This window comes from Flaviaestuariibacter amylovorans (assembly GCF_039541815.1).
GTDB classification, from domain to species: domain Bacteria; phylum Bacteroidota; class Bacteroidia; order Chitinophagales; family Chitinophagaceae; genus Flavisolibacter; species Flavisolibacter amylovorans.
In genome coordinates this window covers 199,371-224,732 of the sequence record NZ_BAABGY010000005.1, presented here as the reverse complement: position 1 = coordinate 224,732, position 25,362 = coordinate 199,371, and the positions used below count along the sequence as shown (strand labels likewise).

Sequence of the window (25,362 nt, the reverse complement as noted above, 5' to 3'; positions counted from 1 at the left end):
AAAGCATTTCGTGTGGCAGCCGTGCTCGCGGTGCTGGCCGGAACCTGTCTCAAAACAGCCGCACAGCCCGCGGGAAGTACACTTCCGCCCAACGCATACAGCTTGTATATGAGCGACTATGGACCAGGAGGCATGTTTACCGCCTCGGTCAACGACACGGTGGTACACCCACCCAATACGAATGAATGCTTCACACCGGATCGACATTATTACCTCGGTATCCGGATGTGGTTAAACGGTAGAATCGAAAGCCGGCCCGCTGCTTTCCTCCCACGTCTCCTCGACCCGATTCAATGCGACGATATTGAGCCGCATACCTACAACGCCACATTCCAGTTGATCAACCAGGGTCTCGAGGCCCTGCCGGGTATTTACTATTATTCGTGGTTCCCGTACGATGACTGTATCCTCCGGTTGAGCGGCTACGGCCCCGACTACCTGCTACCCTACCACTTTAGTGTATGGCCCGACTTCGGCGCACTCCAGCATTACCCCACGAAAATGAATGAAGGAGACCCCGTTTCGGTAACCGCAACGGGCATCCGCGCCGGCACCTATTACCTGGATGCCATCCTGAAGCGAAACAATACCTATTCCGTTCAACGCGTATCCAACTACTTTACCACAAGCGGAGGCAGTCTTACGCTACAGTCTTTTCCGCTCGACACATCGGCAGTGCGTGAAAACAGCCGCGTACACCTCGTCGTTAATCGGCTCGGAACAAAAATGACTTCGGGCCATTCGCTGCGTGGTTTGATCGTGGGATCCGACTTCGTTGTTCGCTTCGCAGAATCGAAAGAATTCTGCGCGGACAGCACCTTCATCGCGGGGTACGAATGGGTGCCTCCCGGAACCTACCAGGTGGCGCTGGTGGATTCGGTTACTGCGGGCACCGTGCTGGGCACACTTTCTGATCCGGTAACCCTGAACGTCGGTGGCCAGCTGCAGATCAACAGCTACCCACTGCAGGCCTCCTTCTTTCCCGGCGGGGTGTTGCCGGCCCGCTTCACCTACCGCATCCTGAAGGATGGGGTGATCTACGACGAATTCGTGGAAAAGTACGCCCGTATATCGGTCTGCACAGGAACACCACAATCCACGGCCGGCCAGACCCTTTCCTTTGGGGGCACTAACGAGGTACTCGTCGTTGCGGATAACCCGAGCCTCGTACTCAACCAGTTTACCGTGGAAACCTGGATGCGGCGCAACCGCAACACCACTTTTGCCGACTTCATTTGCAGCAAGGCAGGCACCGAAAACATGGAGCTCCAACTCCGCGACAGCGGCCGCATTCGCTTCATCCCCGCCCCGGGTGTCTACCTTGATTGCCCGGTCAACACCTTGCCGGCGTCCCTGTCTGCCTGGACCCACGTTGCCGCCACCTACAACCCTGCCATCGGCGCCGCCCGGCTTTTTGTCAACGGCGTGGAGGTGCCGCTCACCAACAATGGAACAGCGCCCCTCACCACTCCTATCGGCCGTAACAACGGCCAGTTCGTCATTGGAGCCCGCAACGGCAACGGCTTCCTGCCCTTTGCCGGCCGGCTCGAAGAGTTTCGCCTTTGGAACCGTGCCCTCGCCGCCTGGGAGATCCGCGCCCGGATGAACTGCGAGATCCCCAGCTCGGCCACCAACCTCGTGCTCAACCTGCACTTCAACCAGGGAGTTGCGGGAGAAGACAACTCGGGTGATCCTGCTTCGCGAACAGCCGTCGATGCTTCAGGTTATAACAACCATGCTTCGCTGCGCAACTTTACCTTATCCTACGTTTTCTCCAACTGGATGGGCGCCGGCCCGGTGGTATCCGGTAGCAGCTGTCCGGCGGCGGCTGCACCCGTAGCCGAAGCGCTCGATTTTGACGGCACCAACGACTTTGTGAACATTCCCAGCAGGCCCGCGCTCAGCCCCACGCGCTTCACCATCGAGTCGTGGGTGCGGTGGAGCCGGACCACCTCTTTAGCCGACTTTATTTGCAGTAAGGGGGGAGTCGAGAACATGGAGCTCCATCTGTCGGCAGGCAACAGCATCCGGTTTATCCCGGCACCGGGCGTTTACCTCGATGCGCCACCAAACACCATTACGCAAAACGTGTGGACCCATATCGCCTGCGCCTACGACCCCACGATCGGTGTTGCCAGGATGTACGTCAACGGCGTCGAGGTAACCCTCACCAACAACGGCACCGCCCCCCTGACCACCCTTCCCGTAGCCAACACGGGTGCGCTGGTAGTAGGCAGTCGCGGAGCTTCCCTTCCCTTTGCCGGCCGGCTCAACGACTTCCGGCTTTGGAACCGCGTGCTCACCCAGCCGGAGATCCAGGCACGCCTGCATTGCCGTATCACCCGGCCCGACCCCAACCTTCTGGTGAACCTCCACCTCGCCGGCACGCTTGATGCGGTCAACACGGCTACCGACGCCTCCGGCAATGGCAACCACGGCGATCTCTCGGGCTTCGCCCTCAGCGGCACTGCGAGCAACTGGGTGAGCGGCGGTGCCGGCACCACCAGCATGCCCTCAGCGTTGGCGGCGGCCAACGCCATACAGGTGCGCGTTGTGGCGGGTCAGGCCACCTCCTTCGGTACGGAGTGTTCCGATGTCATCGCTACGGTAACGCCTTCCGGATCCTTCCCGATCAATTCAAGTACCACCGGTAAGGTGTGGATCGAATCGGCCCAGCCGGCGCAATACGTGAAGCGCCATTACGAGATCACCCCCGCCACTGACGCTGGAGCGGCCACCGGCACCGTGACCCTGTATTTTACTCAAAACGAGTTCGATGATTTCAACGCGGTCAACACCCTGAAGCTGCCGCGCTTCCCCGGCGATGCCCCGGGCATTGCCAACCTGCGGATCGAAAAGCGCAGCGGGGTAAGCAGCGACGGCAGCGGCCTGCCAGATACCTACCCGGCGGGTACACCCCTCACCATCGACCCCGCGGATACCGATATTGTATGGAACGCCGCAGCGGCGCGCTGGGAAGTGAGCTTCGCCGTAGCCGGTTTCAGCGGCTTCTTCGCAAAAACCATGAGCGGCCCGCTGCCGGTTACGCTTGCCGGGTTTGCGGCGTCGTTGCAGGGTTGCCGGGTGGAACTGCATTGGCATACCCTATTCGAATCCAACGCCGATCGTTTTGCGATCCAGCGAAGTGCAGACGGCATACGCTTCGAAACGATCGGCACGACCCGGGCGACGAACAGCGCAGCGGGGTCTCGGTATCGCTATACGGATATGCAGCCGGCAGAAGGAACGAACATTTACCGGTTGCAGATGGTCGATCAGGATGGCAGCAGCAAGTATAGCCCGGTGGTCAGCCGCAGCGGGTGCGGGATGAAGGCCGTTCGCGTGTATCCCAACCCGGCCGCGGACTTCTTAACCATTGATGGATTGGTCGTGGGGGATATCATCCGCATCAGTACCGTCGCTGGCCAGGAAATGGACACAAAACGCGTGCTTCGCCGTACGGAGCAGCTGGCTGTCGGCCACCTCGTTCCCGGTGTGTATCTCATCGCGGTGATCAGCAACCGGGACGGCAAAACCCACTTCGAGCGTTTCTATAAACAGTAGCCCGCTGCTACCCGGTTCCCCCAAAAAAGCGCCCCGCATTGCGGGGCGCTTTTATATATTCGATACTAGAGGGAACAGTTCGTGCTTTCGGAAACCTATTAGCACATTACCCCATTAGCACATTAGCACATTCCTACTTACCCATCTTGGCTTTCAGGTTCTGGTCGATGGCCTCGAGGAACTCCTCGGTGTAGAGGAAGTCTTTACCGTGCTCGGCCTTGCCCGGGTTGATGGTGAGGGCGAGGTCCTTGGTCATCTTGCCGCTTTCCACGGTTTCGATGCACACCGCTTCGAGGGCGTTGCAGAAGTCGATCAGCTCCTGGTTGCCATCGAGCTTGCCCCGGAAGGCAAGGCCGCGGGTCCACGCGAAGATGGAGGCGATGGGGTTCGTCGACGTGGGGCGGCCCTTCTGGTGCTCGCGGTAGTGGCGGGTCACGGTACCGTGGGCAGCCTCGGCTTCCATCGTCTTACCGTCGGGCGTTACCAGAACAGAGGTCATGAGGCCGAGCGAGCCGAAGCCTTGTGCTACGGTATCGCTCTGCACATCGCCGTCGTAGTTCTTACAGGCCCACACGAAATTGCCGTTCCACTTGAGGGCGGAGGCTACCATGTCGTCGATGAGGCGGTGCTCGTAGGTGATGCCCTTCTCGGCAAACTTCGCCTTGTAATCGTTTTGGTAGATTTCTTCGAAGATGTCCTTGAAGCGGCCATCGTATTTCTTCAGGATGGTGTTCTTGGTCGACAGGTAGAGCGGCCAGCCTTTGCTGAGCGCCATGTTGAAGCAGCTGTGCGCGAAGCCTTTGATCGACTCGTCGGTGTTGTACATCGTGAGGGCAACGCCGTCGCCCTGGAAGTTGTACACCACGTGCTCGCTTACTTCACCGTTCTCGCCTTCGAACTTCACGGTGAGCTTGCCTTTGCCCTTCGTTACGAAGTCGGTGGCTCGATACTGGTCGCCGAAGGCATGACGGCCCACGATGATGGGTGCGTCCCAGTTGGTGACAAGGCGGGGGATATTGTTGATCACGATCGGCTCGCGGAACACGGTGCCGTCGAGGATATTGCGGATGGTGCCGTTGGGGCTCTTCCACATTTGCTTCAGGTTAAACTCCTTCACGCGGTCCTCATCGGGGGTGATCGTGGCGCACTTGATGCCCACGCCGTATTGCCGGATGGCATTGGCCGCGTCGATCGTCACCTGGTCGTTGGTCTGGTCGCGGTACTCGATGCCGAGGTCATAGTATTTAATGTCTACTTCGATATAGGGCAGGATCAGTTTGTCCTTGATGAACTTCCAGATAATTCGGGTCATTTCATCGCCATCCAGCTCTACAACCGGGTTGGCTACTTTGATCTTCTGGCTCATGGTAAAATGCGGTGATTTTGGTCAAATAATGGCCGAAGGTAAGAATTCACCGTTTTCAGGGCCTAAAAAGAGCGCAAACGATTACGGAGTGTTCGCTGCGCTCTCTTTTTCACGCGGCGGCGCGGCGGAGGGCGACGCGGCGAAAACTAATGCACGCCTGGCTCCTTCCCGCTTTCTGCAGACGGTGTCAATGTAAATGACGGGTGTTACTTCGGTGAGATGAGTAACCGTCGCGTAAAAAGCGCTGCGTCGCCCTCCGCCGCGCCGCTGCGTGAACGCTCCTGCCGCAGGCAGGACACAAAAAAAGAGACCTCCCTTGCGGGAGGCCTCTTCCAAAAAGCGTGAAGTTACTTAAAACTCTTTTTTCGGCGCATTGATGGCGTTGCCCACATGCGATTTATTGACGTTCTCGTTACCGAGGTTGTCGAAGATCCAGTTGGTCATCTTGCTCCAGATGTGGAAGGTCGTGTTGTCGCCCTGGCCACCGATGCCGTGATTCTTGTTGGGGTAGTACATCGTCTCGAAGTCCACGTTGGCCTTGATAAGGGCCGAGATCATCTGCGTGCTGTTCTGGAAGTGCACGTTATCGTCGGCGGTGCCGTGGATGAGGAGGTACTTACCCTTGATCTTATTCACGAAGTTGATCGGCGCGTTGTCGTCGTAGCCGGCCTTGTTCTCCTGGGGCGTACGCATGTAGCGCTCGGTGTAGATGTTATCGTAAAAGCGCCAGCTCGTTACCGGGGCCACGGCCACGGCAGCGGAGAAGGTCTCGTTGCCCTTGGTGATGGCCAGCGAGCTCATGAAGCCGCCGAAGCTCCAGCCCCAGTGGCCGATGCTCTTGGGATCTACGAAGGGCATTTTCTGCATCCACTTGGCGGCGTCGATCTGGTCTTCGATCTCGAACTTACCGAGCTGCAGGTAGGTCTTCTTCTTGAATTCCTCGCCGCGGAAGCCGGTGCCGGTGTTGTCGACGCTGACCACGATGAAGCCGCGCTGGGCCAGCATCTGGTGCCACATGGAAGTGGCGCCGAAGCGGTTGGCCACCTGCTGAGAGCCGGGGCCGCCGTAGTTGCAGAAGATCACGGGATACTTCTTGTTGGGGTCGAAGTTGGCGGGCTTCAGCATCCAGCCGTTGAGCGTGTCGCCCTTCGAGTTGGGCACGCGGATGAACTCCGTTTTACCCACTCCGAACTCAGCGAGCGTGTTCTGCAGCTTCTTGTTCTCGTTGACCACCTTGTTCAGGGTCGCCTTGTCCTTCTTCAGGTCATACAGCGACACCACCTGCGGCGTGTTGATGTTGGAGTAGTAGTCCATGAACTGCGTGAAATCTTCCTTCAGCTCCACGCGGTGCGTGCCCGTGCCCTGCGTGATCTGCTTCGTGTTCTTGCCGTCGAGGTCGGAAACGAACAGGTTGCGGTCCATAGGCGTGGGGTAGGCCAGCGTATAATACACGAGGCGGTTCTTCTCGTCCACGCCGTTGATATCGGCGATGTCATACTTACCCTTCGTGATCTGGATCTTCTCCTTACCATCCACGCTGTAGCGATAGAGCTGCGTGTAGCCGTTCATCTCGGAAGTGAACAGGTAGCTCTTCCCGTCTTTCAGGAACTGCCAGTTGTCGTTGATCTCCACGAAGTACTTGTTTTTCTCGCGGTACATCTCGGTGGCGGCACCGGTGGTCGGGTTGGTGAGCATGAGGCGCAGGTCGTTCTGGTGGCGGTTGAGCCAGAACACCACGAGGCGGTTATTGGCGTCCTGCGTCCACTTGATACGGGGGATGTAGATGTCGCCCTGCTCGTACTGCGCGGGCACGTCCTTGCGGGTGGCAAGGTCGTAGAGGCGGATCTGCACTTTGGAGTTGTTGTCGCCGGCCTTGGGGTACTTGTAGCCGTACTGGCGGTTGTAGGCCGAGTCGTACACCGTGAATTGGTACTCCTTCACGTTGGTCTCGTCGAACTTATAGTACGCGAGGTACTTGCTGTTGGGGCTCCACTCGAAGGCGCGGCTGAATTCGAACTCCTCTTCGTATACCCAGTCGCAGTTGCCGTTGATGATGTGGTTCCACTTGCCGTCGGTCGTGACCTGGATAGTGGCGGCGTTGGCGAAGTCGTAGATATACAAATTGTTCTCGAACACATAGGCCACCTTGGAGCCGTCGGGCGAGATGGTCGGGTGGAGCACTTTGCCCTTGGTGAGCGGAACGGTCTTCTTCGTAGCCACATCGTAGATGTACACGTTGCTCTTGGAAGAGCGGCGGTAGATGGGTTCGCGGCCGTTGAAGAAAAGGATCCGCTTGCGGTCGGCCGCCACCTGGTAATCGCCGGTGTTGAAGTTCTTTCCGGCCGTGTCTTTGATGTCCTTGGGGTTGAACAGGCTGTCGTCGGAGCCACCGGCAAAGCCCGGAACGAATTCGCTTCGGAACGTGCCTTTCTTGTAGATGTCCTCCATCGTGATCTGCTTCGTGGTCTGGGCTACAGCCAGGAAGGGCAGGAAGAGGACGAGAAACAGGATGCGCATGTGCATTGAGGGATTTTAGGGACTAAATATAAAGGATTGACTGTTAGAGGCGCACGGGGTTTATAGGAGTGGTAAATACTTTAACAGCCCCCTGCCCCCCGAAGGGGGAACTCAGGCCCAGCACACTTACTTTTTGATGGACGGTGTTCCGGTGCAGAATTCAAATTTCCAGATTTCGGTACGATTCTGAACGTACTTCTTTCCTGAGTTCCGCTGGCAACTACGGAAGTACCGGCCTGAATCCCACTATGGAACAGGGGTAGTGACGACAAAAAGGAACAGGCTGCCACGGATGAAAACACCGGACACAAAACACAAAAAAAGGTCCCGCCGTGAGGCGGGACCCTATCCTTAGCGAATACCTTAGCTTCTTCTTTTCTTAGCGGTAAGAATCGCTTCTTTATCTTACGATGCCTTGACTTACGCCTTGCTTTCCGCCATATCCGGAATGGCTTCCACCTTATACGCACCGGCGTCGAGCTTGGCCTTGGTCTCGGAAAAGGCTTTCAACGTTGCCTCGATATCGGCCTCGGTGTGGGCGGCCGTCGGGATGAGGCGGTAGATGATATGTCCCTTCGGGATCACGGGATATACCACGATCGAGCAGAAAATGCCGTAGTTCTCGCGGAGGTCCATCACCATGGCGGTGGCCTCTTCTACCCCACCCTTCATATAAATCGGCGTCACCATCGTGTCGGTGTTGCCAATGTCGAAGCCGCGCTCCTTGAGGCCTGCCTGCAGGGCAAGGGCGTTCTTCCAGAGCTTTTCGCGCAGCTCGGGCATCGAGCGGAGCATTTCGAGGCGCTTCAGGTTGCCGAGCACGATGGGCATGGGCAGGCTCTTGGCGAAGATCTGCGAGCGGATGTTGTAGCGGATATAATCCACGATCTGGCGGTCGCCGGCCACGAAGGCGCCGATGGAGGCCATCGACTTGGCGAAGGTGGAGAAATACAGGTCGATGCCGTCCTGTACGCCCTGGGCCTCGCCGGCGCCGGCGCCGGTATCCCCCAGCGTACCGAAGCCGTGGGCATCATCTACCAGGATGCGGAAGTCGTATTTCGATTTGAGACCGATGATCTCTTTGAGCTTGCCCTGGTCGCCGGCCATGCCGAACACGCCCTCGGTGATCACGAGGATGCCGCCTTGCTTGTTCTTATCAACAAGCGCAGTGGCGCGGTCCATCTGCTTTTCGAAGTCTTCGAGGTCGTTGTGCTTGAACACGTAGCGGTGGCCGGGGTGCAGGCGCAGGCCGTCGATGATGCAGGCGTGGCTTTCGGCGTCGTACACGATCACGTCGTGGCGCGAGCACAGCACGTCGATGATGCTCACCATGCCCTGGTAGCCGAAGTTGAGGAGGGCGGCATCTTCCTTGCTCACGAATTCGGCGAGCTCCTGCTCGAGCTGCTCGTGGTAGTTGGAGTTGCCGCTCATCATGCGGGCGCCCATCGGGTAGGCGAGGCCATAGGCGGCGGCGCCGTCGGCGTCGGCCTTACGGATGTCGGGGTGGTTGGCCAGCCCGAGGTAGTTGTTGAGGCTCCACACGATCACGTCCTTGCCGCGGAACTTCATGCGGCTGCCGATCTCTCCTTCCAGCTTGGGGAAGGCGAAGTAGCCATGCGCACGCTCGCGGTGCTGCCCGATGGGACCATAATTCTTTACCAGGCGCTCAAAGATATCTGCCATATTGAAACGGGGTTTAAGGTTATCCCCCCGCCTGCCCGGGGTCAAAACAAGGACGGCACCACGGGCGGAGGGCGTAAAAAATTGCCGCGAAGGTAAGACATTAGATTAATCTCAGATCTGTGATCTCGGATCTTTGATCTCCAGCCGATCGTGTTAGCGGGGCGCAAGCAGATCAAAGATCCCAGATCTGAGATCTCACATCCTCAATAGCTCCGCCGCGATCTTCCAGCCGGCGGCCTCGTGGCGCCAGATGCGGACGTAGGGCTCGGGCTTTCCGCTGGCGCCGGCGATGGTGCCGTAGACCACGGCAAGGTCGCCGCTGGGCGCGATCATATGGCCTACGGGGCTGAAGGCGATGCGGGCGGGCAGGGCGGCCAGCAGGGTGTCTTGCTCCCGCGGCATCAGCGCAATGGGGCGCGCCTCGCGGCAGAATGCTGAGGAGGGCGAGCGGAAACGGCGGCGCACCATCGTATCGCCCAGCAGGAGGCGCCCGTCGAGGAGGCGCTCCGCCGCCATCAGCGACTCCACCGTACCCCTCGTTTTCGGGGCGTTGAAGGTGTAAAGCAGGTGCAGCGACTCGTCGCCGCTGTCGGTGCCGCAATCGAAGATGAACTTCCAGCTGCCGTCGGCGCCGCGCTTCCAGACCGTGATAAAGTGCCCGCGGGCCACCACCGAATCCTGCTCCGTTCTGGGCTGGAAGGTCCAGGGGCCGAGCGTAAAGCCCCAGTCGCCCGAGGCCGCCAGCTCGTTGATCACCGGCATCCAGTGGAGCACCCCGGGGTTGTTAGGGCGCGCCTCCCACATGGGATAGGCCTTCACCGCCACGCCCTTTTCGAACATGATGGCGGCCGTGTCCATGAAGGCCAGGAAAGCGGCGCGGGTGCCGTGCTCCACCGAATGGGCGGCGAAGCGCACCTCGGTTTCCACCATTGGCGAGGCGCCCCGCTGAGCCCGGGCGCCGGTGTTCAGAAGCAGGATAAGCAGGACCAGGCGTATGTTCATGACCTAAAGTTAACCCGTATTTTTCAACCCGATTCTCCGGCTCTGGGGTTCGCTGCCTAATTTCACGCCCTAATTTCCGAACATGACCCGCCTCCTGCTTGCCTTTTTTGCCTTGTTCACGATCCTCAGCGCCCACGCGCAGGCACCCCAGCGTCCGAAGCTGGTGGTGGGCCTTGTGGTGGACCAGATGCGTTGGGATTACCTCTACCGCTATGCGGACCGCTACGGCTCCGGCGGCTTCCAGCGCCTGCTCCGGGAAGGCTTCAGCTGCGAGAACACGCTCATACCCTATACCCCCACCTACACCGCCCCCGGCCATGCGGGCATCTATACCGGCAGCGTGCCCGCCCTCACCGGTATCATCTCGAACACCTGGTGGGACCGCCGCCTCGACACCACTATGTATTGCACCAACGACACCTCGGTGCAAAGCGTGGGCACCCCCTCGAAGTGGGGGAAGATGTCGCCGAAGAACCTCTGGGCCAGCACCGTCACCGACGAGCTGCGGCTCGCGTCCAACTTCCGCAACAAAACGATCGCCATCGCGCTCAAAGACCGCGGCGCCATCCTTCCCGGCGGCCACACGGCCAACGGCGCCTATTGGTTCGACAATACGTCGCGCGGCTGGATCACGAGCACCTTCTATACTAAAGAGCTGCCGGCCTGGGTGCAGGCCTTCAATGCCCGGGCACTGCCGGAGAACTACCTGAAAGAGAACTGGAACACGCTCTACCCGATCGGTACGTACGCCAACAGCACCGCCGACGCCACTCCCTGGGAAGGTGTGCTGCCCGGCGGCTCCAATACCTTCCCGCACCGCACCGACACCCTGAAGGGCAACGTGGCTATGGAAGCCTTCCGCCACTCGCCCTTCGGCAATCGCTACACCTTCGAGTTCGCCAAGGCGGCCGTGACGGCTGAAAAACTAGGAAAAGGCAACTTCACCGACTTCCTCGCGATCTCCCTGTCGAGCCCCGACTATATCGGCCACACCTTCGGCCCCAACTCCATTGAGGCGGAAGACTGCTTCCTGCGCCTCGACCGCGACATTGCCGCCTTCCTGCAGTTCCTCGACGCGAACGTGGGCAAGGGACAGTACCTCCTCTTCCTATCCGCCGACCACGGAGCCGCCCACTCGCCGGGCTACGCCACGGCCAACCGCATCCCGGCCGGCCGCATCGACGACCGCAAGCTGATGGACAGCCTCAATGCCGTTACCGGCCGCGCTTTTAATATCGTCCGTCCCGTGCGCTCGCTGATCAACTTCCAGGTATACCTCGACCATGACGCTATCCGCCGCGCCGGCGCCGACCGCCAGGCCGTGAAGAACTTCGTGATGGACGAGCTGATGCGCCGCTCCGGCATGGCCCGCGTGGTGGACCTGGAGAACCTGGGCGCCGCCACGATGCCCCCGCGGATCAAGGACATGATCCTCAACGGCTATAACCAGGTGCTGAGCGGCGATATCCAGTTCGTGTTCAAGCCGCAGTGGTTCGACTGGGGCGGCACCACGGGCACCACCCACGGCGCCCCCTACCCCTACGATGCGCATATCCCGCTGGTCTGGTTCGGCTGGAAGATGAAGGCCGGGCGCCTCGGCCGCGAAACCTACATGACCGACATCGCCGCCACGCTGGCCGCCCTGCTGCGCATCCAGGCCCCCAATGCCTGCATCGGGATGCCGATCGCGGAAGTCATACGATGATCTCAGATCTCAGATCTCAGATCTGGGATCTCGGATCTGGAATCTGGGATCTGTGGCTGACGCACGCAGGGAGCTCTCGGAATAAATACTGGCGCGTATTGAGCACCCGAGTGCTGCTCTTGTACTGAATAACATTGTTTGCAAGCCGCCGCAGAAAGAAAGACCTGCGGCAGAAGGAAATGCCCGGACAGCGGAGCTAAATCTGAAATCTGAGATCACACATCTGAGATCCCAAAGGGCGCCCGTTGGGCGCCCTTTGGATATGTGGCGGTTTTTCGTGAATTTCGCCCACTTAATTAAAACCTCTTACCCTCTATGTGCGGAATCGTCGCCTATATCGGACCTCGCGAAGCCTACCCGGTCATTCTGAAGGGCCTGAAGCGCCTGGAATACCGCGGCTATGACAGTGCCGGCGTGGCCCTCCTGGACCAGAACCTGAATGTGTACAAGAAGAAAGGCAAGGTGGCCGACCTGGAGGAAACCCTCGTAGGCAAGAACCTGCACTCCCATATCGGCATCGGCCACACCCGCTGGGCCACCCACGGCGAGCCCAACGACCGCAATGCCCACCCGCACCTCTCGGCCTCCGGCAAGCTCGCCATGATCCACAACGGCATCATCGAGAACTACGCGCAGCTCAAAGAAGACCTCGTGCGCAAAGGCTACGTCTTCCACAGCGACACCGACACCGAGGTGCTGCTCAACTTCATCGAAGACATCCGCAACAACCTCGGTTGCCCCCTCGAAGAGGCCGTGCGCGTAGCGCTGAAGCGCGTCGTAGGCGCTTACGTGATTGTGCTCATGGACCAGGACACGCCCGACACCATCATCACCGCCCGCAAAGGCTCCCCGCTGGTGATCGGCATCGGCAAGAATGAGCACTTCCTCGCCTCCGACGCCTCTCCCATCATCGAATACACCAAGGAAGTCGTATACGTGAACGACTACGAGCTCGCCATCATCAAGGCCGACGAGCTGATCCTCAAGAACCTGGGCAACGAGCGCCAGACGCCGTACATCCAGAAGCTCGACATGGAGCTCGCAGCCATCGAGAAGGGCGGCTTCGACCACTTCATGCTGAAGGAGATCTTCGAGCAGCCCACCACCATCCACGACTGCCTTCGCGGCCGCCTCGATGCGGATAAGGGCACCATCACCATGAGCGGCATCTCCAAGTATGCCGAGCAGCTCACGAACGCCAACCGTATCGTGATGGTGGCCTGCGGCACCTCCTGGCACGCCGGCCTCGTAGCCGAGTACATCTTCGAGGAACTGTGCCGCATCAACGTGGAAGTGGAATATGCCTCCGAGTTCCGCTACCGCAACCCCGTGATCGCCCCCGGCGACGTGATCCTCGCCATCTCGCAGAGTGGTGAGACCGCGGATACGCTCGTGGCTATCGAGAACGCCAAAAAGCAGGGCGCCATCATCATGGGCATCGTGAACGTAGTGGGCTCTTCCATCGCCCGCCTCTCCGACACGGGCGCCTACACCCACGCCGGTCCGGAGATCGGTGTAGCGTCCACGAAGGCCTTTACCGGACAGCTCGCCGTGCTCACCATGGTGGCGCTGAAAGTGGCCCTCGAAAAAGGCACCATCACCCACGAGCGCTTCCTGCAGCTCGTGCGCGAGCTCAACGCCATCCCCGAGAAGGTGGCCAAGATCCTCGAGCAGAACGACGCCATCAAGGCGCTTGCCGAGAAATACAAGGACGCGACCAACTGCCTCTACCTCGGTCGCGGCTACAACTTCCCCGTTGCCCTCGAAGGCGCGCTGAAGCTGAAGGAGATCTCCTACATCCACGCCGAAGGCTATCCCGCCGCCGAGATGAAGCACGGTCCCATCGCCCTCGTGGACTCCGAGCTGCCCGTCATCTTCATCGCCACCAAAGACTCCTACCACGAGAAGGTGATCTCCAACATGCAGGAGATCAAGGCCCGCAAAGGCCGCGTGGTGGCCATTATCAACGAAGGCGACAAGCAGAGCATCGCCCTCGCCGACGATGTGATCGTGGTACCGGAGACCGATGAGATCCTTGCCCCGATGCTGAACTGCATCCCGCTGCAGCTCCTCGCCTACCACATCGGCGTGGCCAAAGGGTTCGACGTGGATAAGCCGCGTAACCTCGCGAAAAGCGTGACGGTAGAATAAGAGGACAACCGCTTAACAAGGAATATCGAATAACGAAGGGAGGTCAGTAATGGCTTCCCTTTTTCACGGGCATTAGGGAGAGAAGGAACGCAGATTTAACGGATCTGATACGATATTCAAGGACGATCCATAAGATTGCTGTTTGCCTCGCGTCGGGCGGCCTCGCACGGGTACGACTTTCTGGTACGATAAGGCCGATACAAAGCGACGCCCCTGTTCTGGAATTGGTGCCGGTCGAGAAGAAAAGTAGATTGTACGGATCGGATTGGATGGATGCGGATGATCACTTACTGCGCTTGGCTTTACGTAGGTGAGGCTGCCGCTGGTAAGATATTCCTTAAAAATAAACGATGCTGCATAGAGGCGCGCCTACTAATAAACTAATAGACCAATAGACAAATAAACGTTCTTCCCTACTTTCGGCCCATGAACGAGATCCGCAAACTGGCAGTCTCCGCCATCGGCTATGGCTTTATCGACCCGGCCTTCCTGCCCGAGGGAAAAGACGAATACCACCTGCGCAACCTGCAGAACCGCAGCGGCATCAGCTACCGCAACCTCAGCGCCTACGAGATCGAGGTGCTCGTGCGCAACAACAATACCTCCGACGACTGGAACAAGATCCAGGTGTCGGACCTCTTCAACCCGGAGCTTGTCAAAAACTGTAAGTTTTTCGGCCTCGTGCGGATCGGCAAGCTCGAGTCGCTCGCCCTGCAGCACCACAACGTGACCCACCCGGTGGGCCTGTACAACAGCACCATCATCTCCTGCGATTTCGGCGACAACGTCGTGGTCGACAACGTGAAGTACCTCGCCAACTACATCATCGGCAACGAGGTGCTGCTGCTCAACATCCACGAGCTGCACACGACCCAAAAGGCCAAGTTCGGCAACGGTATTCTTAAAGAGGGCGAGGACGAAGCGGTGCGCGTATGGCTGGAGGTCTGCAATGAGAACGCCGGCCGCAAGATCATTCCTTTCAACGGCATGCTGCCCGGCGACGCCTGGCTCTGGGCCCACTACCGTGCCGACAAGGCGCTGATGGACCGCTTCAAGGAGTTGACGCAGCTGCGCTTCGACGCACAGCGCGGCTACTACGGCAAGATCGGCGACCGCTGCGTGATCAAGAACACCTCTATTATCAAAGACGTATGGCTCGGCTCTGATGCGTATATCAAAGGCGCCAACAAGCTGAAAAACCTGACGATCAACTCCGCTCCCGATGCGATGTCGCAGGTGGGTGAAGGCTGCGAGCTCGTGAACGGCATCGTGGGCTACGGCTGCCGCGTGTTCTACGGCGTCAAGGCCGTGCGCTTCGTGATGGCGTCGCACTCGCAGCTCAAGTACGGCGCGCGCCTCATCAACTCGTACCTGGGCAACAACGCCACCATCTCCTGCTGCGAGGTGCTCAATTCGCTCATCTTCCCCGCGCACGAGCAGCACCACAACAACTCGTTCCTCTGCGCCGCGCTCATCATGGGCCAGAGCAATATGGCCGCAGGTGCCACCATCGGCTCCAACCACAACAGCCGCGCCGCCGACGGCGAGATCGTGGCCGGACGTGGCTTCTGGCCGGGCCTTTGCGTGAGCCTGAAGCACAATTCCAAGTTCGCCTGCTTCACCCTCATCGCCAAGGGCGCCTACAGCTCCGAGCTCAACATCACGCTTCCCTTCAGTCTTGTATCCAACGACGAAGGCAACAACCGCCTCGTGGTGATGCCGGCCTACTGGTTCCAGTACAACATGTACGCCCTCGCCCGCAATGCGTATAAATACGTAGACCGCGACAAGCGCACGCGCAAGCGGCAGTATATCGAGTACGACTTCCTGGCCCCCGACAGCATGAATGAGGTGATGACGGCCATCCGTACCCTCGAGCGCTTCACCGCGCTGCACCAGCGCAACGGCGACGCCGGCGGCCTCAGCGATGCCGAGCTGGAGCAGGAAGGACGCGTGGCGCTGCAGGGCGACACATCCGGGCTCAAGGCCGGCATCCGTGCCTACGGCTTCGAGAACGCCGGGCGTATGACCCTGCTCACCAAGGTGCCCGAAGCCTACCGGATCTACCGCGAGCTCGTGGTGTACTATGCCGTGATGCAGTTGTTATCGCTGCAGCAGGAACAAGGACTGACCTCATTCGATGCACTAAAGGCCGCACTACCGGCAATGCCTGCCCGTGGACACTGGCACAACGTCGGCGGCCAGCTGATGTCGGATGACACCGTACAGGGCCTGATCGCCGGCATTAAGAATGGCACGCTGGAGAGCTGGAAGGCGGTACACGCCCTTTACGAAGCCGAGGGCGCCCGCTACGCGGAACAAAAGCGCGCCCATGCGCTGGCCTGCCTGCTGGAACAGCTGGAGATCGGTATGGACGGATTCAATGAAACCGTTTTCAACAGCCTGCTGCCGCAAGTGCTCCGCACAAAGGAGTGGATGGTGGCCGGCATCTTCCGCGCACGCGCCAAGGATTACGAGAACCCCTTCCGCAAGATGGTGTATGAAACAGACGCCGAAATGAACGAAGTGATCGGACACCTCGACGAGAACAGCTTTATCGCCCAGCAGCGCGAAGAACTCGAAACACTTCGCAACACGCTTGCGCGGCTCTGGAAGTAAACCGGTAGAATACCATCATTAAAAAAGGCCCTTCTTGCGAAGGGCCTTTTTTATCGGTACAACGATACGATTAGTGACCAGCAGGAGCAGTCGTCGTCGTAGAAGTCGTCGTAGAAGTCTTGGTAGTGTCGCCAGCCTTCATCGTCGTGTCAGAACCAGCAGCGCCAGTCGTGTCGGGCGTTACGGGAGCAGCCGGAGTTGCGTTAGCAGCAGAATCCGTGTTCGTCGTCGTAGTAGAAGTAGAGTCGTTAGTGGTCGTGCTCTCAGAACCGCTGTTGCAGGCAACCAGGGTGCCGGCGATCGCCAGAACGGCAAATACCTTTTTCATCTTGTTTATTGGTTTTAGTTAACTAATTGGGCGCAAAGGTAACGGCTCAGTTGACATTTCCAAATTTCCACCGATGAAAATTATACACATTACTTCTTGCGGAAAAAGATACGGACAGGCACACCTGTAAATTCGAAGTTGGCGCGCAGCTGGTTCTCGAGATAATTCTTATACGGCGTCTTCACCTCCTCGGGGAAGTTGCAGAAGAAGGCGAACGAAGGCACCGCCGTAGGCAGTTGCGTTACATACTTGATGCTGATGGAATGCCCGCGCACCACCGGTGGGTGGTATGCCGCGATGGCTTTCTGCATCACCTCGTTCAGCTCGGACGTAGTAATACGGCGCTTGCGGTTCTCGAACACCTGGATCGCCGTTTCGATGGCCTGGTAAATGCGGATCTTGTCTTTGGCGGAAATAAAAATGATCGGCACGTCGCTGAACGGCGCGAGGCGCTGCTTCAGCACCTTCTCGTAGTCCCGCGCCGTGTTGGTCTGCTTTTCCACGAGGTCCCATTTGTTCACAAGCACCACCACGCCCTTGCCTTTGCGGGCAGCAAGGCTGAAGATGTTGAGGTCCTGCGCGGCAATGCCTTTCTCGGCATCGAGCAGCAGCAGGCACACGTCGGCCTCGTCGAGGGCCTTGATGGCGCGGATCACCGAGTAGAACTCGAGGTCTTCGTGCACCTTGGCCTTGCGGCGGATGCCGGCGGTATCGATCAGGATAAAGTCTTTCTGGAACAGGGAGTAGCGGGTATGGATCGTGTCGCGGGTGGTGCCGGCGATGTCGCTCACGATCGTACGCTCGGCGCCCACGAGCGCGTTCAGCAGCGACGACTTGCCCACGTTGGGCTGGCCGATGATGGCGAACTTGGGCAGGGCGGCCTCTTCGCTCATCTCGTCCTCGTTGTCGTCGGGAATAAGCGCCGTTACCTCGTCGAGGAGGTCGCCGGTACCGGAGCCGCTGATGGCGGCGATGAAGTGCACCTCGTCGAAGCCCAGGCTGTAGAACTCGGCGGCCTCGAGCAGGCGCTCGTTGTTGTCTACCTTATTCACCACCAGGAACACCGGCTTGGTGGAGCGGCGCAGGAGGTCGGCCATATTGGAGTCGAGATCGGTGATACCGGTGGCGGCGTCGGCCACGAACAGGATGCAGCTCGCTTCATCGATGGCGATGGCGACCTGCTTGCGGATCTCGCGCTCGAACACATCCTCGGAGTCGGCCACAAAGCCTCCGGTATCGATGACGTTGAAGGACTTACCGTTCCATTCGGCCACGCCATACTGGCGGTCGCGGGTGACGCCGGGGGTGTCTTCCACGATAGCCTTGCGCTGCTCGAGCAGACGGTTGAAAAAGGTGCTTTTGCCCACGTTGGGACGGCCCACGATCGCGACGGTAAATCCAGCCATAAGATGCCTAAAAAAGTGATTAAGGGTGCAAAAATAAGGCTTCCGGGCCGCAATGCAGGCCCACAGGCGCTTCTACGCACAGGGAGGGCGCTGCAAAAACCGGGCAATGCCCCGCTTGTGGCGGGCTCCCGCGAAGCGTTAAAACTTAGCTCATAAAGGGAAACCCCGGGCTCAGTAACCGTATTCCTTCAATAAAAGGTCATTCTCGCGCCACTTGGGCCGCACCTTCACGAAGAGCTCCAGGAACACCTTTTGCCCGACGAACTTCTCGATATCGCGGCGCGCCTCCGAGCCGATCTTTTTGATCATGCGGCCGCCTTCGCCCAGGATAATGGCCTTTTGCGATTCGCGCTGCACCACGATGATAGCGCCGATCTTGATGAGCGTACTCTTGTGCTTGAACTCCTGCACGAGCACGGTGGCCTGGTACGGGATCTCGTCCTCGAAGTACTGGAAGATCTTCTCCCGTACCATCTCGGCCACGAAGAACTTCTCCGGCAGGTCGGTGAGCTCGTCTTCGGCATAGAAGGGGTCGCCCTCGGGCAGCAGGTCGGTAATGGCCTCCATCAGCGCCGGCACCCCATTCTGCGTCAGCGCGGAAAGGGTCACGATGCGCTTGGCATAGGGCTTCCCGGTGAAAAAGGCAAGCGCCTGATCCAGCTGCTCCTTCTTTGCCTTATCGACCTTATTGAGCACCAGCACACAGGGCACACGGAGCCGCAGTGTACTAAAAATGGCGTCGTTCTCCTCGAGGTTGTCCTGCACGTCAACGAGGAGCACGCCCACGTCCGCGTCCTCCAGGGCGCTCTTTACCGCCCCCATCATGCGCTCGTGCAGCTTGTATTTCGTTTCGCCGATGATGCCGGGCGTATCGGAAAAGATGATCTGGTAGGCGTCGGTGGTCATGATGCCCTTGATGCGGTGGCGGGTAGTCTGCACCTTGGGCGATACGATCGCGAGCTTCTCGCCGATGAGCGCATTGAGGAGGGTGCTCTTGCCCGCATTGGGCTTTCCGAATATGTTGACGAATCCGACCTTCATGGCTTCAAAGGTAACGCGGGACGGCAGAACGGGCGCGAAACGGGCGCCGTGCCGCAATTGGGCTCGGGTTTTCCGCAGTTCTTACGGGCTTCGCTTCCCCGGGCAGGCGCCTGCTTTCATCTTTGTACCATGAACATCCCTACCCCGATCTTTCCACCGCCCCCCATCAGCCGCCCCGGGCCCGACGATTTCGACGAGGTGCTCCAGGTGTGGGAAGACTCCGTACGCGCTACCCACCACTTTCTCGTAGAAGCAGACATCCAGGTGTTCCGCACCCTTGTGCCCCAGCTGCTCGAGGTGGTGGACCTCTATTGCACCCGCGATGAAGCGGGACGCATCAGCGGGTTCCTGGGCATCGCCGACGGCAAGATCGAGATGCTTTTCATGCGGTCCGACCAGCGCGGCAAGGGCATCGGCAAGGCCCTGACCCGGTTCGCCCTCGACGAGCTGAAAATCAGGAAGGTGGACGTCAACGAGCAAAACATGCAGGCGCTGGGCTTCTACCGCCATGCCGGGTTCGTAGTGGTGGACCGCTCGGCGACCGACGGCCTTGGCAAGCCCTACCCGATCTTACACATGGAATACCCCGGGTGACCCCTTACTGATCCTGAGGCGGAACCGTCTTTGGCAAACACCAAACTTTGCCGGATGAAATCACCAACCATTGTCGCCGCTACCCTTTCGGACGCGGCCCTGCTGGCGCAGGTAGGGCGGCAATCCTTTATCGAATCGCACGGCCACAGCGCCCACGAAGCCGACATCCGGGATTATACGGACCGCAAATTCACGACCGCCGCCTTTGCCGAAGAACTGTCGGAAGAGAGGAGCCTGTTCCATATCATTTATGCCGACGGGCAGCCCGCGGGCTATTCCAAGATCATTTACAATAGCGGTCACCCGAACATCGCGCTCCCAAATGTGACGAAGCTGGAGCGCCTGTACGTGCTGGAAGCCTTTCTCTCCTACCGCCTCGGCGCCCCGCTGCTCGAATACAACATGGGCCTCGCCAAAGGAAAAGGGCAATCCGGCATGTGGCTCTTCGTATGGACGGAGAACACCCGCGCACTACGCTTTTACGAGAAGCACGGCTTCCGCACAGTCGGGCATTTCGATTTTCCGATCTCGGAGCGGCACAGCAATCCCAATTATCAGATGCTGCTCCCGCTCGATTGATAGGGAGAACTACGGCGGCAGCGAAACCGGGCGGAGCGGTGTCTTTATGGAAACGAAATGCGTCGACTACTCCTCTTTTTCCTGGGCCTGCCGGCCGGCGCGTTGGCGCAGGATACGCTCATCGGCCACGTCATGAACGAATACGGCGCTCCTGTCCCCTACGCTACCATCAGGTCGGTAAAAAATAAAAAGGCTGTGACTGCAACGGACGTGCATGGCAATTTCAAGATCGTCACCGGCAATTCCGATACGCTGGTCTGCAGCCACGTGCAGTTTGAGCCGCAACGGACGGCAACGAATCATACCCGAAGCGTACTCTTCATACTTGCGAAAAGAAAACCCGAAGAACAAACGATCGTCGTTACCGCCTACGCTTACTTGCTGGAACCGGCCGTTCCATCACCTCCCGCGAAGGCAGCGCAAGTACCTGGCCCCCCACCGGGTGACGAGCCGAATTACGAGCAGACGTTTACGCCGGTGGAGTTGCCCGCCGGATACCCGGGCGGCCCGGATGCGCTGCGGCGCCACTTGTATGCCACCTTGCAGTTTCCCGATACAGCCGCAGTAGCCGGTGCGTTTGAAGCGGTGGTGCGCGTGCGCTTTACGGTCGACCGGAATGGAAGGGTAAGCCAGGTGCTGTTCCTGAACAGCGTTGGCGAGCCATACGAATCCGTTGTGCGAAAAGCTATGCGCACCATGCCCGAGTGGCGCCCCGCGCACCAGAACGGGCGCTGGGTGGACTCGGAGCACGAACTGGTAATTCCCTTGCTGGTGGAGCTCCGGCGCGGCGCGCATGGCATCCTGCGCCGAAGTCGCTGACAAAAACGCCTCCCGGTCGGGAGGCGTTTTTGTCAGCGCTCATTCTGCCTACGCAAAACGACGCTTCTTTTTCTTGTCGCCCGAGAGCAGCCAGATGCCGACACCGATCACGGCCGCCGTAGTGGCTACTTTACGTACGAGGTGCCAGGGCGCATGCTTCCACTCGGCCTTCCACCCGTGCTCGGCGAAAATATTCGGGATATGCCCCTTGCTGAAGTCGTCGATGTATCCTTCGAATACGTTTACCCGGTCTGCCAGGAGCAGGGGGAGCCAGTGTCCGAAAGAACCCTCGCTGTAGCGGAAGGCGTAGCGGCGGATGGCGCCGCTGAGGCCCGAAGGCGGCGTGGAGGTACCATGCACCGCGGTAATGTTCGGCCGCTCGTTCGACTTCAGTATTTCTACGGTCGGCTGCTGCTGTGTGGGCCGCTCGTAGTGGATCCGTTGATGGTCGTCGCCCGTATAGTGCTTCATCGGGTGCGTGGGCTCATTCGTCGGGTCGATGTCGTGGCCCCAGCCCTTGATGTGCGCAAACTTCTCGCGCAGGCTTTCCAGGTTGTTTTGCTGTTTTTTGATTTCCATGATCGATGATTTAAGCCGCACGCGGCGGGATAAGAATGGGTTTGATGCAGTTGTCGCGCTTGGCGGAGAAGATGTGGTAGGCATCCGACACTTCCTCCAGCGGCACGCGATGGGTGATGATTCCCTTGGGGTTGAGCCGACCCGCCATCACGTGCTCGATGAGGCGCGGCAACAGGCGTTTCACGGAAGCCTGGTTGGCGCGGATCGTGAGCCCCTTGTTCACCACGTTGCCGATGGGCACCATGTTGAGCGTGGGACCGTATACACCAACGATGGAGATGATACCGCCTTTCTTAACCGAGTTGATGGCCCATTGCAGCGCTGTGGCCGAGCCTGCCTGGAGCATCATCTTGCGGCCCGTAACGGTTTGCAGGAGGCTACCGGCGGCCTCGCAGCCTACCGCATCGATACAAACGTCAGCACCGAAATAATCGGTCGTTTTCTTGATGAAGAGCACGGGATCAGAGATCGACTCAAAGTTGTAGGCCTCGCACATGGCGTAGTTGCGTGCAAATTCGAGGCGGTATTCGATGTGGTCGATGATGATGACGCGACCGGCACCGAAGAGCCACGCACAGCGCGCCGCCATAATGCCGATGGGGCCGGCGCCGAACACCACCACCGTATCACCGGGCTTGATACCCGCCATCTCGGCTGCCTGGTAGCCCGTGGGCACCACGTCGGTCAGGAGCACCGCATCGTCGAGGTCCATCCCTTCCGGGATCACGGTGGGGCCTACGTTTGCATAGGGCACGCGCACGTACTCTGCCTGTCCGCCGTCGTAGCCGCCAGCGGTATGCGAGTAGCCGAAGATCGCGCCCACCGCGGTGGCCTGCGTGTTGGATTCATGGCAGTTGCCGAAGAGCTCCTGCTTGCAGAAGGGGCATGATCCGCAGGCGATGTTGAAGGGTACGAGTACCTGATCGCCTACTTTGAGATTGGTCACTTCAGGGCCGACCTCTTCCACCACACCGGTGAATTCATGGCCGAAGGTCATACCCACGCGCGTATCGGGTACGAGACCGTGGTAGAGGTGCAGGTCCGACCCGCAGATGCAGGATCGGGTCACACGAACGATGGCGTCCTGCGGGTGCAGGATTTCGGGCATGGCTTTGTCCCGGTCCAGTCGAACCCGGAAGGGTCCGCGGTAGTTCATTGCTAGCATGGGCATTATATTTTTTGCGTCGATGAATAGAAGGGCCCACCGTTCCGGCGCAGCGTCCCTAAAGCAGGAAGCTGATTCAAGACGGTAACCAATATCCTTATGCGCACCAAAAAACCTGCCGTTGCGCGCAATTACACATAAAGTTTTTTCAGCACATCTTTAGGAAACTGAGCGGTAGCGACTCACGTTTACGAGTTCGCTCCACAGGGAAGTTCATCCGTATTATTACAGGAGCATGCGCTTTTCGTACCGGTAGTTGCCAACCAGACTACGCTTTGCGGATGAGTGCGCCGATCGCAAGCGCCGCGGTGAGGAAGACGGCAGCGCCGATCGCCGCGAGGCCTTTTTCTTTTTTACGCATCGTTTTTCCCCATGTAGCGCAAGGTCTGTACCGGATGCGGGTAGCGGGCGATACTGCGGTCAGCGATCGCTGAGTCGAGCGCTTTCGAAGCGGCGTGCAAAAATTTTCCCGCCCCCGTTGTCTTTTCTCAGATAGCGTGGTGAAGGCCTGTGTTGCGCCAGGAGGGGCTACATCGCCCCGGGACCAGGATCATTTGAGGTTCTCCGGAAGAGGCTGTCAGCGTTGTTACACTTCGGCGGACGGAATCCGGGTCCGCGGGCCGGCAAAAAGGAGCCCGGCCGGATTAATGCGAAACGCTTCCCGGAGTAGGCGTTTCGCTTAGTTGCGAAGCTAGGTCCCGAAGCCTCGGGACGAACCCAGGTCCGCGGGCCGGCGGATATGAGCCCGACGAGCTATGAAAAAAGTGGGAGGATAGATCTAATCGAAAACGCCTCCCGAAGGAGGCGTTTTTGGTAGTTGCGAAGCTAGGGATCGAACCTAGGACCTTCGGGTTATGAGCCCGACGAGCTACCGCTGCTCTACTTCGCGTTGCAAATATAGGGAGGCTGGCGCGAGTTCGTACACGTCGCCGAAAAAAGTTGCGGGGATTAACAAATGCGATAATAAAGTAGTGGTGTGTCCGGCGGATAGGAGCCCGGCAGGATTAATGAGAAACGCCTCCCGGAGGAGGCGTTTCGCTTAGTTGCGAAGCTAGGTCTCGAAGCCTCGGGACGAACCCAGGTCCGCGGGCCGGCGGATAGGAGTTCAACGAGCTATGAAAAAAGTGGGAGGATAGCTCTAATGGAAAACGCCTCCCGGAGGAGGCGTTTTACTTGGTTGCGAAGCTAGGGATCGAACCTAGGACCTTCGGGTTATGAGCCCGACGAGCTACCGCTGCTCTACTTCGCGTTGCAAATATAAGGTTCCCGCAGGATACGAAATGAAAAAGGCCGCTCTTTTTTGAGCGGCCCTTTTTCGGCAAGTTGCAGACAGGCTATTTGCCTGATTTCTTTACACTGGAGCCGCCCGACTTGTTGGTCTCCACTACCGAGGGGTTGCCGCGGTACGAAATGTCGGAGCCGCCGGAAGCATGGGCCCGGATCTCCTTGCTCACCTGTACGTCGATGTCGGAGCCGCCGCTCGCCTCGGCCGTGCAGGATTCCGCACTGAGGCCGTAGCCCTTGAAATCGGAGCCGCCGGAAGCATCCACGCGCAGGGTGCCGGCCGTACCGCTGACCGTCATATCGGAGCCGCCGCTCTGGTCTACCTTCATCTGCTGCACCGCCACGGCGCCCTTGAAGTCGGAGCCGCCCGAGAGGTTCACACTGAGCTTATTGGCGCGGATGGTGCCATCCACCAGCACGTCGGAGCCACCCGAGGCATCCACCTGGTCGAGGGCCTTGTAGGAAACATAAGCCTTAAGCGCCTTGTTGCCGTTACTCCAGGACATTCCCTTGTGGTCGTACCAGATGTGCAGGACGCCGTTCTCCACCTTGGTGAGGATGCGGTCGCGGTACTCGGCGTCGCGGGCGGAAACAGCCACGGCCTCGTCGCCAGGGCTCAGATACAGGTCAATGCCGCTGCTCACCTTCACGCCGTGGAAGGAAGAAACGGTGCGCAGTTGCGCATTGGGGTCGTTGATCGTTTTCTGGGCGCCGGCTACCGCGCAAACCGCAAGCAGGGCCACTGTGAAGAGCTTTTTCATATCGGGGGTGGTTTAAATGTCTGACTATGAGACGGGGCAGCTGAAAAAAGGTTACAGCCGCTCATCCCTTCTTTCCTACTTTTGCCCCTGACAACCTCGGGGTGCTCCCGGCGATAAATGCCGGGATGCTGAGATCATACCCGTGAACCTGATCAGGGTAATGCCTGCGCAGGGAAGGCGTCCTCCTCCCAACCTTCTC

At 59.1% G+C, this 25,362-nt stretch carries 17 protein-coding genes, 2 tRNA genes and 1 riboswitch; of the genes, 7 read left to right on the top strand and 12 right to left on the bottom strand.

Annotated features, from left to right (window positions below):
• Positions 1-12 precede the first annotated feature (12 nt).
• The gene (locus ABD937_RS06225; RefSeq protein WP_345254313.1) at positions 13-3,564 is read left to right on the top strand and encodes a LamG-like jellyroll fold domain-containing protein; all 3,552 of its coding nucleotides are present in this window, start codon (positions 13-15) and stop codon (positions 3,562-3,564) included.
• Positions 3,565-3,697: 133 nt separating this feature from the next.
• Here the strand turns inward: ABD937_RS06225 and ABD937_RS06220 are convergent, their stop codons facing one another.
• From ABD937_RS06220 to ABD937_RS06205, 4 genes are all read right to left on the bottom strand, one after another.
• Positions 3,698-4,930 (bottom strand): NADP-dependent isocitrate dehydrogenase, encoded by a 1,233-nt coding sequence (locus ABD937_RS06220; RefSeq protein ID WP_345254311.1) that lies wholly within the window; start codon positions 4,928-4,930, stop codon positions 3,698-3,700.
• Between the two features lie 351 nt (positions 4,931-5,281).
• Entirely contained in the window at positions 5,282-7,447 is a 2,166-nt protein-coding gene (locus ABD937_RS06215; RefSeq protein ID WP_345254309.1) for a S9 family peptidase, read from the bottom strand.
• Positions 7,448-7,867: 420 nt separating this feature from the next.
• The gene (locus tag ABD937_RS06210; protein WP_345254307.1) at positions 7,868-9,130 is read right to left on the bottom strand and encodes an aminotransferase class I/II-fold pyridoxal phosphate-dependent enzyme; all 1,263 of its coding nucleotides are present in this window, start codon (positions 9,128-9,130) and stop codon (positions 7,868-7,870) included.
• Positions 9,131-9,325: 195 nt separating this feature from the next.
• Complete coding sequence (locus ABD937_RS06205) at positions 9,326-10,132, bottom strand: Cif family virulence factor (protein ID WP_345254305.1); 807 nt, start codon at positions 10,130-10,132, stop codon at positions 9,326-9,328.
• Positions 10,133-10,214: 82 nt separating this feature from the next.
• Here ABD937_RS06205 and pafA point away from each other — a divergent pair, with 82 nt between their 5' ends.
• The 3 genes from pafA (at position 10,215) to ABD937_RS06190 (ending at position 16,607) form a co-directional block, all read left to right on the top strand.
• Positions 10,215-11,837 (top strand): alkaline phosphatase PafA, encoded by a 1,623-nt coding sequence (gene pafA, locus ABD937_RS06200; protein ID WP_345254303.1) that lies wholly within the window; start codon positions 10,215-10,217, stop codon positions 11,835-11,837.
• A 315-nt stretch (positions 11,838-12,152) separates the two neighbouring features.
• Positions 12,153-13,988 (top strand): glutamine--fructose-6-phosphate transaminase (isomerizing), encoded by a 1,836-nt coding sequence (gene glmS, locus ABD937_RS06195; RefSeq protein WP_345254302.1) that lies wholly within the window; start codon positions 12,153-12,155, stop codon positions 13,986-13,988.
• A gap of 426 nt (positions 13,989-14,414) precedes the next feature.
• On the top strand, positions 14,415-16,607 hold the full coding sequence (locus ABD937_RS06190; RefSeq protein WP_345254299.1) for a DUF4954 family protein: 2,193 nt from the start codon (positions 14,415-14,417) through the stop codon (positions 16,605-16,607).
• A 70-nt stretch (positions 16,608-16,677) separates the two neighbouring features.
• Here ABD937_RS06190 and ABD937_RS06185 read toward each other — a convergent pair whose 3' ends face one another.
• The 3 genes from ABD937_RS06185 to era form a co-directional block, all read right to left on the bottom strand.
• Positions 16,678-16,935, bottom strand: a complete 258-nt coding sequence (locus ABD937_RS06185) for a hypothetical protein (protein ID WP_345254297.1) — start codon at positions 16,933-16,935, stop codon at positions 16,678-16,680.
• An 89-nt stretch (positions 16,936-17,024) separates the two neighbouring features.
• Positions 17,025-18,341: a ribosome biogenesis GTPase Der gene (gene der / locus ABD937_RS06180; RefSeq protein WP_345254295.1), complete on the bottom strand. Its 1,317-nt coding sequence runs from the start codon at positions 18,339-18,341 to the stop codon at positions 17,025-17,027.
• A gap of 171 nt (positions 18,342-18,512) precedes the next feature.
• Positions 18,513-19,382: a GTPase Era gene (gene era, locus ABD937_RS06175; RefSeq protein ID WP_345254293.1), complete on the bottom strand. Its 870-nt coding sequence runs from the start codon at positions 19,380-19,382 to the stop codon at positions 18,513-18,515.
• Positions 19,383-19,511: 129 nt separating this feature from the next.
• On the opposite strand from era, the gene ABD937_RS06170 reads away from it, so the two are divergent.
• From ABD937_RS06170 to ABD937_RS06160, 3 genes are read left to right on the top strand one after another with little or no spacing between them, the layout of a single operon-like run.
• Positions 19,512-19,976 (top strand): GNAT family N-acetyltransferase, encoded by a 465-nt coding sequence (locus ABD937_RS06170; RefSeq protein WP_345254292.1) that lies wholly within the window; start codon positions 19,512-19,514, stop codon positions 19,974-19,976.
• A 54-nt stretch (positions 19,977-20,030) separates the two neighbouring features.
• Complete coding sequence (locus tag ABD937_RS06165; protein WP_345254291.1) at positions 20,031-20,555, top strand: GNAT family N-acetyltransferase; 525 nt, start codon at positions 20,031-20,033, stop codon at positions 20,553-20,555.
• 57 nt (positions 20,556-20,612) lie between these two features.
• A complete protein-coding gene (locus ABD937_RS06160) occupies positions 20,613-21,374 on the top strand; it encodes an energy transducer TonB (RefSeq protein ID WP_345254290.1) in 762 nt (253 codons plus the stop codon).
• Positions 21,375-21,422: 48 nt separating this feature from the next.
• On the opposite strand, the gene ABD937_RS06155 is transcribed toward ABD937_RS06160, so the two are convergent.
• The 5 genes from ABD937_RS06155 to ABD937_RS06135 all read right to left on the bottom strand — a co-directional run bounded on the left by ABD937_RS06155 (position 21,423) and on the right by ABD937_RS06135 (position 25,163).
• Positions 21,423-21,953 (bottom strand): hypothetical protein, encoded by a 531-nt coding sequence (locus ABD937_RS06155; protein ID WP_345254288.1) that lies wholly within the window; start codon positions 21,951-21,953, stop codon positions 21,423-21,425.
• 10 nt (positions 21,954-21,963) lie between these two features.
• Entirely contained in the window at positions 21,964-23,118 is a 1,155-nt protein-coding gene (locus ABD937_RS06150; protein WP_345254287.1) for a zinc-dependent alcohol dehydrogenase, read from the bottom strand.
• Positions 23,119-23,935: 817 nt separating this feature from the next.
• Positions 23,936-24,007: transfer RNA gene (locus ABD937_RS06145), tRNA-Met, on the bottom strand.
• A gap of 285 nt (positions 24,008-24,292) precedes the next feature.
• Positions 24,293-24,367 (bottom strand) — tRNA-Met (locus ABD937_RS06140).
• Positions 24,368-24,452: 85 nt separating this feature from the next.
• Positions 24,453-25,163, bottom strand: coding sequence for a head GIN domain-containing protein (locus ABD937_RS06135; protein WP_345254285.1), 711 nt, complete (start codon positions 25,161-25,163; stop codon positions 24,453-24,455).
• An 87-nt stretch (positions 25,164-25,250) separates the two neighbouring features.
• Positions 25,251-25,355: riboswitch (TPP riboswitch) on the top strand.
• Positions 25,356-25,362: the final 7 nt, after the last annotated feature.